The organism is Vibrio sp. L85, assembly GCF_963871815.1.
Taxonomy (GTDB): Bacteria; Pseudomonadota; Gammaproteobacteria; order Enterobacterales; family Vibrionaceae; genus Vibrio; species Vibrio harveyi.
Genome location: NZ_CAWMYL010000108.1, coordinates 275,159 through 288,606 on the forward strand (window position 1 = coordinate 275,159; position 13,448 = coordinate 288,606).

The following is a 13,448-nucleotide window of genomic DNA, read 5'->3' on the forward strand; positions in this document are numbered from 1 at the left end:
GGCGAAAGGATAGCAAATTTAACGTTAAATTAAAATCTCATCATTTTGACCAACATAGCAACTTACGACTAAAGTCCGGTAAATTTTGGCTAAATATGCGGAGATTTTGCTGTCCTATTCCCGGTTATTTAAATGATGTTCCAACGATCAAGTACACAGCATCTAAATTCTGCTCTGTACGACCGTATGCCAACATAACGGGTCCTATTGGCGAATCAACACCAAAGAAAATTGATGCGGCATTGTACAGCGGTGCCTCATTCAGCTTGAGATCGTTATCCGACCAAACACCACCATGTTCAAGGGATGCACCAAGGTAAACTGGCGCTTCAAACAGCCCAAAGTCGTTATCCATCCATTTATAACGATACACCAAACTGGTATAGAATAAGTTTTGTCCAATCAGACTGTTACGAGGGATACCGGACAAATTTAAGAAACCACCTAGCTCTCTAGGGTCCAAAGGTACAAAAGAGTTTTTACTCTCAACAAAGCTGTATTCCGCTTGACCGACTAAAGTATGACGACTGTGAGTCACCGCCCCCTTAAAACGAGCGGTAATTTCATAAACCGTATCTTCAATACTGTTTTTTGCGTTTTCACCTCGGAGATCTTCTGGGGTTTTGTCATGAGAAACAAGGTAGTCCAAGTCAATCAGCATGCCACGAGTCGGAAATGCAAAGTCATCCAGTGTATCTAAGCGATAGTTGGCAAATACCCCCAATCGCTCGTAGTCGAGCTCACCCGCAGACTGAATGGTGGAGGCCTCTATCGTCCCTTTGGTATAGCGACCACCAACTCGGAATTCTTGCCACAAGGTTGGTTGCACACCCGCTGCCAGCTCAGTGATAAACTCGGTATAAGAAACGGGTAAATAGTCATAAACGGAGCCGATATCGGGGTTTTCAAACTCGTCATCGATAGGTAAGTTCCGGTTCTCAGTGTTGTAATTGAGTTTTCCAGAAACAAACAATTCCTGACTCGAAAGTACTGGAGAGTACAACTCCGCTTCAATCAGTTTATCAGTGCCCATATCAACATTTAGAGTCAGTTCCGCACCGTGAGAGTTCAGATTGGTGAAGTTTGCTGACACGCCGATTCCGTACTGGCTGTCAGTGTTAAAGTCATCTTCTAGGAAGAAGCGAAAATTGAGGTAGTTCGGTCCCCATGACTTTTCGTTTACCTCAAAGACCAATAGATTAACGTCATCGATCTCTTCGAAGTGGTAAGTGATCAATTCAAAGCGATCCAGCGCATAAAGGTTTTCGACCGCTTTTTCGATTTCGTCTGTTTTTAATGGTCGCCCAGTATCAAGCTCTAGACGGTTAGTCAGCAACACATCGCTATAGTGCGTATTGTTCACCAATACAATCTGATCAACCACGCGCTGATCACCATATTCCAGATTTTTACGCGCATCTTGCTTGTGCTCAATGTACTTTTGGTACTCGGCATTCGACACACTCAAGCCTTTCAATTTGGACCCAAGACTCTTGGTGATCTCATAACCAGCCTGAAACGCATCGGGCATTTTATTGAACTCAACCGTCTCCATTTGCCCTACATTAGGACGAATATAAACATCATCTCCGCTTAGTGTTTCGGCTTGCTCTTGGGTACTACGACGAACAAGATAGTTAGAAAGCTGATCAGCAACGGTAAACAAACCGGTAAAGTCTTCTTTGCTTTTGTAGTCAGTACTGATATCCACCGCAATAACGATGTCGGCCCCCATAGCACGAGCGACATCTACGGGCATGTTATTGACCACACCGCCATCCACCAGCATATGACCATTTAGTTCATAAGGAGGGAGTGCGCCTGGAACAGACATACTTGCCATCATTGCATCAACAAGATAGCCGTTATCAAGCACCACTTCTTCCAATTCAACAATGTCAGTGGCGACTGAGCGGTATGGGATAGCAAGGTCATCGAAAGAGTCAAAACGACCAAGGTTACCTGTCGTTTCACGCAAAATACGAAGCATATTCTGCCCTTGAACGACACCAGTCGGTGAACGAACTTCACCAAACCTTAAGCCTAGATCTGTCGTGATTTGATAACGGTCTTCATATTCTTTGTCGCGGACGCGACGTTGGCTGCGGTCAACACGGTCTCGATAGCCGCTGTTCCAATCCACACTGTAGATAAAGCTTTCAATTTCATCCGCGCTCATGCCAGTTGCATATAAACCACCGACATAAGCGCCCATGCTAGTGCCGGTAATGATATCAACCGGAATATGCATCTCTTCAAGCGCCTTTAAAACCCCGATATGGGCGGCACCTTTTGCACCACCACCAGCAAGCACGACGGCAATTTTAGGGCGAGGATGATCATCACTGATGTGTTTGGCAAAGGAAGGAGTGGCAATCAAAAAGGAGCAGACCCACAGTGCAATAAAACGCAACCATGAGCTTGAGATCGACTTTTTGAACATTCACTTCTTCCTTTATTGAATATTTAACACCTACTTGTACTAAGAATTGAACAACTGCACAAGTCAGTGATGGTGTTTTTGATGGTCTTACCAATCAAATAAATTATTCAACCAGTTCGACTTTTTCTCGCATTGTTGTTTGATTTGCCCAGTTTTGTCCCACACTGGCAATTTGTACTCACTACGACAATTGATTTCTAACGCGCCGTTCGCTGCTTTTTGGAAGCCAAGTGTCGTCACCTCTTTTGGCCAAGGTAGCTCCAACCTTTCAGGAATACGCTGTTTCAAGTATTCCGCGTAAACACGCAATGCACCGCTTGAACCTGTCAACTTGGTAGACTTATTGTCATCGCGCCCAAGCCAAATCGTGGTAACTTCACGCCCATCAATCCCCACAAACCAACTGTCACGACTGTCGTTACTCGTACCCGTTTTTCCTGCTAGTGCTGCCCAAGCAAACTGACTTTGTAGGAATCGTCCTGTCCCTTGTGCGACACCTTGCTTCATAGCATAGGTCGTTAACCAAGCCGCTTGTTCATCTACTGCTGGGGCTGACCGAGGGAGAGATTGATAAAGCACATTGCCGTCCATATCGACAACCGAACGCAGCGCCGACAGCTTGGCACGCTTACCAGAGTTAGTCAGCGTTTGATACATTTGCGCTACTTCAAACGGTGTTAATGAAAATGAGCCCAAGAACATGGATGGCACAGGGCGAATTTCATTCTTATCAACACCAAGGCGTTCTAAGGTATTAGACACCTCTGGGATACCAAGCTGCATCCCCAAACGAACGGTTGGTACATTCAATGATTTTGCCAAGGCTAAATACAACGGAACATCACCACGAAACTTACGGTCAAAGTTGCGTGGCGACCAAACGGAGCCTTTGCTCCCCTTCAAACTCAGAGGCGTATCATGAAGCGTTGTCCCAAGGTTGTATTTTTCAGGTTGCTCCAATGCCGTCAGATAGATAGCAGGTTTAACCAATGACCCAATTGGACGACTGGCATTCAGTGCACGGTTAAAGCCTTCATACCCGACACGTTTACCGCCAACCATTGCGCGAATTTCACCGCTATGACGATCCACGGCAACAGCAGCCGCTTCAAGCTCCTTACCCGCACGTTTTGCCAGTTCAGGGACTTTCTTCGCAATGGCTTTTTCGAGTTTACTTTGCGATACAGGATCAAGAGAGGTAAATAAGCGTAATCCGGTTTCTGCTTTGAAGTTGTCACCCACCTTCTCTTTCAGTTCGATATTCAGTTGTTGGAAATACGCAGGCTGTCGACTAGCGATACGTGGCTTGCTTTGTGTATCAAGTGGACGACTCACCGCTTGTTCGTATTGCTGCGCAGTCAGCATGTCTTGTTGCATCAGTAGACGCAGTACTAAGTCACGACGCGTCTTAGTACGTTCTGGGTAGCGAATAGGGTTGTAGTAAGATGGTCCTTTTACCATTCCCACTAGCATTGCAAGCTGATCGATACGTAGCTCTTGGATAGGCTGACCGAAGTAATAGCGTGATGCCAAAGCGAAACCATGAATCGCATCACCACCGCTCTGACCCAAATATACCTCGTTGAGGTAAGCTTCCAGAATACGGTCTTTGCTGTAACGATAATCGAGAATTAAAGCGATATACGCTTCACGTACCTTACGCCACAAGGTTTTATCACGAGTCAGGAACAAGTTTTTCGCCAACTGTTGAGTTAGCGTACTGCCGCCTTGTACGGTACGACCCGCTTTGATGTTCGCCACTAAAGCACGTGCAATGGCAAGTGGTGATACACCATCGTGTTGATAAAAGTCGCGATCTTCCGTCGCTAATAATGCATCAACTAAGATCTCCGGGAATTGATCGCGGCGTAAGAACAAACGTTGCTCATTTTGGTCTTTTTCCAGCATTCCCAACATCTTAGGTTCAATGCGTAAGTAGCCAAGATCACCTTTCGACTCTAAAGATTGAATACGTTGTAAGCCGCTGCTTGAGAAATGCAACATCACATGACGATCAGGCTCTGGTCCGTCAGCAAATTCAAACGGACGACGAATCAGTTCAATACGCGTTGAAGAGGATGAATACTCACCTGGGTAACGAGGCTGGCTGACTTTACGGTAATTCAGCACATCGAGTTCATTACGCATCTCTTTAATCGTAATGTTCTGTCCCGGACTTAAATTGAGAATGCGGGCGTAAACCACCGTAGGCAGATCAAACAACTGACCATCAAAGCGATCTTTAACCACACTATCTAGGTAAATACCGACAAACAATAACACCGCAGCCAAGGCAACGCCGGCTTTCCAACTGAACGACCAAATGACTTTAAGCCAAGAACGTTTACCATTGTTTGTTTTTTTCGCTGGTGATTTTCTTGGGCGTTTTGCGCCACTTTTCTTAGTCGTCGTTTTACTTGACGCGGTCTTCTTGGCTGGCGCTCGCTTTGCACCGGGCTTTTTAGTATCAGTCATTGTTCAATTGTCTTTTTGTTTTGGTTGTCGCTACATGCGTCGCTGGATCGTCAGGCCAAACATGCTTAGGGTAACGACCTTTCATTTCTTTCTGTACTTCTTTGTAGCTTCCCACCCAGAATGCGGCGAGATCTGTCGTCACCTGAAGAGGGCGTTGTGCTGGAGAGAGTAATTCAAGCACCAGGCGCTTTCGTCCCTGTGCCACAGTTGGTGAAGTACTTTCACCAAACACCTCTTGCATACGGACAGAAAGCACAGGCTCATGACCACACTGATAACGAATTCGCTTTTTCGAACCAGTTGGCAGGCGGTACTCTTCAGGCAACCACTCATCAATATGCTGATTCAACGGCCATCCCAATCGAGCATTTAGTGCTTCCACTAAATTTACCTTTGCCAAGTCTTTCACTGAGGCAACCGTACTCATGTATGGCTCTAACCACTCTTCTAAGCTCGCCAGCAAATCAACGTCATCAAAACTTGGCCAAGCCTGCTCTGGTAACCATTCCACTGCGCAGCGAATACGTTCTAGTAAATTCTCCGCTGCTGGTGTCCAGTTTAGACTTTGTAAGCCCTGACGGCGGACATAGGTGAGTAAAGCTTGTGTCATTTTTTCTTTGCCTGGGCTTGGCAAGGCATCCCGCTTGATAATCAAACGCCCAAGCTTAACTTGACGCTCAGCCATCAATCGACCTTTTTTCTCATCCCAATCAACCACGTTATCTGTTGTAAAGAGATGAACAAACACTTCTTCTAACTCATTGATATCTAGTTCACAAGCCAGATTAATTTGACTAGAGTTGGAATGCGATCGCATTAAATCAATCGCGATTAAGTAATCACAATCGCCTAAAGTTTCTTCTGGTCGGCACTCAGCACCATGTCCGTTGGACAATGTAAAACGCCCATGTTGATTCGAGCGTTGCTGCGCGACACGATCAGGAAATGCAAGGCTTAATACTAACGGCAGTGCTCGCTCATCAACCTCTGATAGACTGAACAGCGTATCCAGTTTAAGGGCGACGGTTTGAGATCGCTTATGCAATATCGATTTTTTCGGATGTGTACCACTCACCCAACGATGTAAGCTGTGTGCGATATTCGTGATATTACGCTCTGGCTCTTCAATAAGAGCGACCGCAGCCAGTGCAGTGTTTAGCATTTTTACGTCATGTTGCTGTGCTTGAATTAGCATAGCTGCCGAGCGAGGTTCTACGCCAAGCTCATGAGCAATTTTGCCCTCAGGAGTCAGTTGACCTTGCTCAGAAACCAGCCCTAACGCAATTAACAACTGCTTAGCTTGAGCAAGAGATGCCGCCGAAGGAGTGTTGAGCCATTTGAGCTCGGAAATATCTCCCGCTCCCCAAAAGGCTAACTCCATCACTAGGCTCGCTAAGTCTGAGTGCAGTATTTCTGGCTGTGGCACTTGTGGTTGCTGCTTAAATTGGCTTTCAGAGTAAAGGCGAACGCAAATCCCCTCTTCAATACGCCCTGCACGACCAGAACGTTGAATCGCAGACGATTGTGCCACTCGTACTTGCTCTAATCGCGTAAGCCCATTCTTCAAATCAAAACGCGCCACACGCTCTAATCCAGAATCAACAACTAGTCGAATACCTTCAATGGTCAAAGAAGTTTCGGCAATGTTAGTCGCGAGCACGACTTTGCGTTTATCTCCAGAAGCAGGAGCGATGGCTTTTTGCTGCTCGGCAAAGCTAAGTTGACCGTATAACGGACACACTTCTACGTTATCAGGTAGGTGTACTAAACGCTCTTGCACTTGCTTGATGGCACCAACACCCGGAAGAAAAGCAAGCAAAGAACCAGACTCTTTCTGAATTAAACTTTCTATTGTTTTTGCCATTGATGTCGGTAGGTGATCGTTGACTCCTAGCGGCAAGTAACGAGTCTCTACCTCAAAACTGCGACCTTGAGACTCTATATATGCCGCCTCTGGCAGCAAGGTTTGCAACGCACCTTGATCGAGCGTTGCCGACATCACAACAAGCTTTAAATCATCTCGTAATGCCTCTTGAACCTCTAAACTGAAAGCCAACGCCGTGTCTGCGTGAATGCTACGCTCATGAAATTCATCAAAGATCAGTAAATCGATGCCGTTTAATTCAGGGTCACTTTGGATCATACGGGTCATGATCCCTTCAGTCACAATTTCAAGTTGCGTATTTTTACTCACCTTCGTTTCACCGCGAACTCGGTACCCAACACGTTCTCCGACTTGTTCACCTAACTGCTGTGCGAGATAACGAGCGATATTACGCGCCGCCAGACGTCGAGGCTCCAGCATCACGATTTTGCCTGTCACAGATTGTTTTTGTAGAAGTTGCAGTGGGAAGTACGTGGATTTACCAGCACCTGGTGCGGCTTTGAGGATCACTTGATGTTGATTTTTGACCGCCGTAAGTAATTGTGGCATCACGGCTTCAATCGGCAATTGTGACAAAGGAAATACCCTGTGGTGTAATGTTGGCAACATTGTACATAAAAACACTCTTGGCTAAATAAGCAAATGCAATTCGAACCCGCTCTAGAGTCAGCGACTCTGCTCAAACGCTACAAACGCTTTCTTGCCGATATCGAACTGGATAACGGTGAGATTCGAACAATTCACTGTGCGAACACTGGCGCAATGACAGGCTGTGCCACTCCGGGCAACAAAGTTTGGTACTCCACTTCCGATAACCCAAAGCGCAAATATCCGAACAGCTGGGAACTCAGTGAAACCGCACGAGGGCATCGGATCTGCATTAATACCGCTCGCGCGAACCAATTAGCCGTAGAAGCAATTGAAAATAATGTCATTTCAGAGTTGTTGGGATATGACCAACTTCAAACTGAGGTGAAATATGGCAATGAAAATAGCCGAATTGATATCTTGCTCAGCGCAAGCGACAAATCAAAGTGTTATATAGAAGTGAAGAGCGTCACCCTACTTGATGAAGAAAGCTCATCAGGACAAGGTTATTTCCCTGATGCCGTGACTACCAGAGGGCAAAAGCACCTGAGAGAGCTCACAGAAATGGCACAAAATGGAAGTAGAGCCATACTTTTATTCACTGTTTTACATTCAGGTATTGAAAAAGTATCCGCGGCGCACCATATAGACGCGAAATATTCAACGTTACTAAAACAAGCACAAGACGCTGGTGTGGAAGTTCTCTGCTATAAAGCTGAGTTAAGCAACACTGAAATCAAACTAATCTCGGCGATTGAATTTATCAATTAAGAGAAAAAATGATGTCATCTTCACAATGATGATAAGTTTGCAATTCAGTAATTGCCTGCACCGCCTCTTTTTGCTATAGATACCCGCCTTAAATTGACTGCAAAGCAGTTGACTAGGTGTAAGTAGGAGATGCTGTATGCCAGAATCAAAGAAGAAAACGATAGGCATCCTAGCCATTGCCGGTGTGGAGCCATATCAGGAAAAGCCTGGTGAAGAATACATGTCACCAGAGCAGGTTGAACACTTTACAAAGATCTTAACAGCTTGGCGTAATCAGCTCAGGGAAGAAGTCGATCGCACTGTACACCACATGCAGGACGAAGCAGCAAACTTCCCAGATCCAGTTGACCGTGCTTCTCAAGAGGAAGAGTTCAGCTTAGAACTGCGTAACCGTGACCGTGAGCGTCGTCTGATCAAGAAGATCGAAAAGACTCTAGATAAAATCACTGAAGACGACTTTGGCTTCTGTGAATCTTGTGGCGTAGAGATCGGCGTTCGTCGCCTAGAAGCGCGTCCAACTGCAGACCTTTGTATTGACTGTAAAACACTTGCAGAGATCAAAGAGAAACAGATGCAAGGTTAATCAATCTGGCATTATGATTATTGAAAGGGAGCTCAGGCTCCCTTTTTGTTTTAGCTAACTTCGCAACGTCGAGTTTGTCGCTTTTTATACCCGTATAATTTCGAGATATACGCATGACACGCTATGTAGGTCGATTCGCCCCATCCCCTTCTGGTCCATTACATTTTGGTTCCCTCGTTGCTGCATTGGGCAGCTATTTCCAAGCGAAAGCTAACCAGGGTACTTGGCTCGTTCGTATTGAAGACCTTGATCCACCAAGAGAGATGCCAGGAGCGGCTGAGGCTATATTGAATGCGCTAAAAGCATATCAACTGCATTGGGATGGCGAAGTGGTCTATCAAAGTGACCGTCACGACCTTTATCAGACGCAAATTGATACTTGGTTAGAGAATGGTGACGCTTACTATTGCCAATGCACACGCAAACAAATCAAAGAGCATGGTGGTTATTATCCCGGCACTTGTCGCGACAAAGGCTTGAAAGAAGGCGCGATTCGCCTAAAAATGACCAAGCCCATCGCTAATTTTCTCGATCAGAAGCATGGCTTGATGACCATGCCTCCTGCGTTAGTAAATGAAGATTTCATTATTAAACGTCGAGATGGATTATTTGCCTATAATCTTGCGGTAGTATTAGATGACATTGACCAAGGGGTGACTGAAGTCGTCCGTGGAGCCGATTTAATTGAACCTACAGGTCGTCAAATCAGCTTGTACCAAATCCTTGGAAAACCAGAAGTTAGCTACTTACATTTGCCATTAGCGATGGATACTAATGGCAACAAGCTGTCGAAACAAAATCATGCGACAGCGATTGATGTCGATAATCCGAAGCCTGCTCTGCTGCACGCCATGACGTTTTTAGGCTTCCATATTCCAGAAGCCATTCAAGCCGCTAATGTAGATGAAATACTGCGTTGGGGATGTAAAAATTGGTGTTTAGAGCAGCTTCCAGCAGAGATCGAGATCACACCGAGATTCTCAAACGGCACTGCGTAGGCTATCATTAGCCGCAAAATTGGCCCTAGAGGCGTAAAAAACTAACCAAAGCAAGATTGGATTAAACCCAGTTATTGCCAGATGCACATGAATACAAACGACTATACAACAAGCGAATCTGCCATGATCCCAGAACTCGCTCTCAATGTAATTACTCGTGAAGAGCACAACATTTCGCGTAAGCAGATCAGTGACAATGCACTGAAGGTGCTATACCGACTAAACGGTGCCGGTTTCGATGCTTTTCTTGTGGGTGGCGGGGTTCGAGACTTACTGCTTGGACAGAAACCAAAAGACTTTGATATCGCAACCAACGCGACTCCAGAACAAATCAAGCAACTGTTTAGAAACTGCCGTTTGATTGGTCGTCGCTTCCGTCTCGCCCACATTATGTTTGGACGTGACATCATCGAAGTTGCGACTTTCCGCGGTCACCACCAAGAGCAAAAAAACAAGAACGTTTCACAGCAGTCTAAAGAAGGCATGCTGCTTCGTGACAATGTTTACGGCACGATTGATGAAGATGCAGAGCGCCGTGACTTCACGATTAACTCGATGTACTACAACATCGCAGACTACTCAATTCACGACTACGCGCGTGGTATTGAAGACCTAGAAGACCGCCTTGTTCGCCTGATCGGTGATCCAGAAACCCGCTATCGCGAAGACCCTGTACGTATGCTGCGTGCGATTCGCTTTGCCGTGAAACTCGACTTCGACATCGAAGAAGACACCGCCGCACCAATTGAAGAGATGTCAACGCTACTACGCGACATCCCATCTGCGCGCCTGTTCGAAGAATCGTTAAAGCTGCTTCAATCAGGTCATGGCCTAGAGACCTATCACCTCCTGCGTGAGTACAACCTATTCCAACAGTTGTTCCCAGCAATTGCTGAGCACTTCACGGAAGAATACGAATCTCACACCGAGCAAATGCTCGATTTAGTGCTTGATTCAACCGACATGCGTATTGAAGAAGGCAAGCGCATTAACCCAGCATTCATGTTTGCTGCAATGCTGTGGTACCCGCTATGTGCGATGGCAGATAAGTTAATGGAACAGCGTAATCTGTGCCATTACGATGCCATCATGGAAGCGAGCAACATCATTCTTGATGACCAAGTTCGTACGATTGCTATTCCACGCCGTCATACCGCCACTATCCGTGAAATTTGGCAACTGCAATTACGTCTTCCTCGACGTAATGGTAAGCGTGCATTCCGCCTAATGGAGCTCAACAAATTTAGAGCTGGCTTTGATTTTCTTGAAATGCGCGGTGAAATTGAGGGTGGCGAGACTCAGAAGCTTGCCAAGTGGTGGGAAACTTTCCAAAATGCAGGCCGAGAAATGCGCCAAGCAATGGCAGGTGACCTTGATAGCCAAGCACCTAAAACCGGTCAACGCCGCCGCAAAACCTATCGCAAGAAAAAGAGTAAGCCAAAATCATGATCACAGCATACATTGCGGTAGGCAGTAACTTGGCTGATCCCGTCAGCCAAGCGAAACAAGCGATTGAGGCTCTAAAATCAATCCCAAACTCTGAGTTTGTGCAAGCCTCTTCGCTCTACAGCAGTACGCCGATGGGACCACAAAACCAACCGGATTACATCAATGCGGTTGTGGCGATAAAAACCAATTTGACGCCTCTTGAGCTACTCGATTGCACCCAAGCGATTGAGCAAGAACAAGGGCGTGTCCGTAAAGATGAACGTTGGGGACCAAGAACCTTGGATCTCGATATAATTCTTTACGGCAATGAGGTGATTGATTCCGAAAGACTGACAGTTCCACACTATGGAATGAGAGAGCGCGAGTTCGTACTCTACCCTCTTGCGGAAATTGCACCAAGTTTACAACTCCCAGACGGGACCGAGGTATCGTCACTACTTGAGCAAGTAGATCGTAACGGCCTCAGCATTTGGCAGTCATAGCCAACTCCTAGTGAGGAAAAAACAATGAAAAAAATGACCATTAACGACCTGATTAAGTGGAAGCAAGAAGGTCGTAAATTTGCTACTTCAACTGCATACGATGCGAGCTTTGCCCAACTTTTTGAAAGCCAAGAAATGCCTGTTTTATTAGTAGGTGACTCTCTAGGTATGGTTCTGCAAGGTAAATCAGACACGTTACCAGTTACTGTTGAAGATATCGCTTATCACACCCGCTGTGTACGCGCAGGCAGTCCAAACTGTCTATTGATGGCTGATATGCCATTCATGAGCTACGCTACGCCAGAGCAAGCGTGTGAGAACGCAGCAACGCTAATGCGTGCTGGTGCAAATATGGTAAAAATCGAGGGCGGCGACTGGTTAGTTGATACCGTTAAGATGCTAACTGAACGTGCTGTACCAGTATGTGCTCACCTTGGTCTAACCCCTCAATCAGTCAATATCTTTGGTGGTTACAAGGTGCAAGGCCGCGATCAAGAAAAAGCCGATCGTATGGTAAAAGACGCACTGGCACTGCAAGAAGCTGGTGCTCAAATTGTTTTACTAGAGTGTGTTCCTGCTGAATTAGCGGCTCGCATTACGCAAGTTCTTGATGTTCCAGTAATTGGTATTGGTGCAGGTAATGTGACAGATGGTCAAATTCTTGTAATGCACGATATGTTTGGAATTTCGGCGAACTACATGCCAAAATTCTCGAAAAACTTCCTTGCTGAAACAGGCGATATGCGCAAAGCCGTGGCTCAATACATGGCTGATGTTGAAAGCGGTGCATTCCCAGACGAAGCTCATACCATTGCCTAGAGGATAAATGCATGCAAACTTTTGCGGAAATCTCAGCGATTCGTGAACAAGTAAAAACCTTTAAGCGTGAAGGTCGTAAAGTGGCGTTTGTTCCAACTATGGGCAACCTCCATGAAGGTCACTTAACACTTGTTCGTAAAGCTCGCGAATACGCGGATGTCGTTGTTGTAAGCATCTTTGTAAACCCGATGCAGTTTGACCGTGCAGACGATTTAAACAACTACCCTCGAACTCTAGAAGAAGATTTGAGCAAGCTAGGTGGTGAAGGCGTAGAAATCGTGTTCACACCAACACCTGAAATCATCTACCCAGAAGGCTTGGATAAACAAACGTTTGTTGATGTTCCTGGTCTATCTACCATTCTTGAAGGTGCTTCTCGCCCAGGTCATTTCCGTGGCGTTACTACCATCGTAAACAAGCTTTTCAACATCGTTCAACCTGATGTTGCGTGCTTTGGTGAAAAAGACTTCCAACAACTTGCCGTGATTCGCAAGATGGTTGAAGACTTGGCAATGGACATCGAGATTATTGGCGTACCAACAGTACGTGAGATGGACGGTCTTGCAATGAGCTCACGCAATGGTCTTTTGACGATTGATGAGCGTCAACGTGCACCAGTGCTAGCTCGTACAATGCGTTGGATCAGCAGCGCAATACGTGGCGGTCGTGATGATTACGCATCAGTGATTGAAGACGCAAGCGATCAGCTTCGTGCAGCAGGTCTTCAACCAGATGAAATCTTCATCCGTGATGCTCGTACACTTCAAGCAATCACTGCAGAGACAACCCAAGCGGTAATCTTGATGTCAGCATTCTTAGGAAAAGCCCGCCTAATCGACAACCAAACGGTTGATATGGCAGTAGAAACCAAAGAAGATGAATCAAGCGAAGAAAGCTCAGCGAGCGCAGAGTAAATCTAAGTCTTAAATAAAAAGGTCGGCACTAAGCCGACCTT

The 13,448-nt window shown here is 46.0% G+C and carries 10 protein-coding genes; 7 read left to right on the plus strand and 3 right to left on the minus strand.

Going from position 1 to position 13,448, the window contains the following annotated elements:
• Positions 1-124: 124 nt before the first annotated feature.
• From AACR11_RS11170 to hrpB, 3 genes are all read right to left on the minus strand, one after another.
• Complete coding sequence (locus tag AACR11_RS11170) at positions 125-2,443, minus strand: patatin-like phospholipase family protein (RefSeq protein ID WP_029790354.1); 2,319 nt, start codon at positions 2,441-2,443, stop codon at positions 125-127.
• An 87-nt stretch (positions 2,444-2,530) separates the two neighbouring features.
• Positions 2,531-4,918, minus strand: coding sequence for a penicillin-binding protein 1B (gene mrcB, locus AACR11_RS11175; RefSeq protein WP_009698745.1), 2,388 nt, complete (start codon positions 4,916-4,918; stop codon positions 2,531-2,533).
• Complete coding sequence (gene hrpB, locus AACR11_RS11180; RefSeq protein ID WP_029790352.1) at positions 4,911-7,379, minus strand: ATP-dependent helicase HrpB; 2,469 nt, start codon at positions 7,377-7,379, stop codon at positions 4,911-4,913. The genes mrcB and hrpB overlap by 8 nt, the downstream gene beginning before the upstream one ends.
• Positions 7,380-7,445: 66 nt before the next feature.
• Here hrpB and sfsA point away from each other — a divergent pair, with 66 nt between their 5' ends.
• From sfsA to panC, 7 genes are all read left to right on the plus strand, one after another.
• Positions 7,446-8,162, plus strand: coding sequence for a DNA/RNA nuclease SfsA (sfsA, locus tag AACR11_RS11185; RefSeq protein ID WP_029790350.1), 717 nt, complete (start codon positions 7,446-7,448; stop codon positions 8,160-8,162).
• Positions 8,163-8,298: 136 nt separating this feature from the next.
• On the plus strand, positions 8,299-8,745 hold the full coding sequence (gene dksA, locus AACR11_RS11190) for an RNA polymerase-binding protein DksA (protein WP_005439389.1): 447 nt from the start codon (positions 8,299-8,301) through the stop codon (positions 8,743-8,745).
• A 113-nt stretch (positions 8,746-8,858) separates the two neighbouring features.
• Entirely contained in the window at positions 8,859-9,743 is an 885-nt protein-coding gene (gluQRS, locus tag AACR11_RS11195; RefSeq protein ID WP_005446291.1) for a tRNA glutamyl-Q(34) synthetase GluQRS, read from the plus strand.
• 81 nt (positions 9,744-9,824) lie between these two features.
• Positions 9,825-11,192 (plus strand): polynucleotide adenylyltransferase PcnB, encoded by a 1,368-nt coding sequence (pcnB, locus tag AACR11_RS11200; RefSeq protein WP_005446289.1) that lies wholly within the window; start codon positions 9,825-9,827, stop codon positions 11,190-11,192.
• A complete protein-coding gene (folK, locus tag AACR11_RS11205; protein WP_029790349.1) occupies positions 11,189-11,674 on the plus strand; it encodes a 2-amino-4-hydroxy-6-hydroxymethyldihydropteridine diphosphokinase in 486 nt (161 codons plus the stop codon). Before pcnB ends, folK begins: the two co-directional genes overlap by 4 nt.
• A 24-nt stretch (positions 11,675-11,698) precedes the next feature.
• Positions 11,699-12,493, plus strand: coding sequence for a 3-methyl-2-oxobutanoate hydroxymethyltransferase (gene panB / locus AACR11_RS11210; protein WP_009698748.1), 795 nt, complete (start codon positions 11,699-11,701; stop codon positions 12,491-12,493).
• Positions 12,494-12,504: 11 nt separating this feature from the next.
• Positions 12,505-13,407 carry a pantoate--beta-alanine ligase gene (gene panC / locus AACR11_RS11215; protein ID WP_029790348.1) on the plus strand — a complete coding sequence of 301 codons (903 nt, stop codon included), beginning with the start codon at positions 12,505-12,507 and terminating at the stop codon, positions 13,405-13,407.
• The last annotated feature ends 41 nt before the right edge of the window (positions 13,408-13,448 follow it).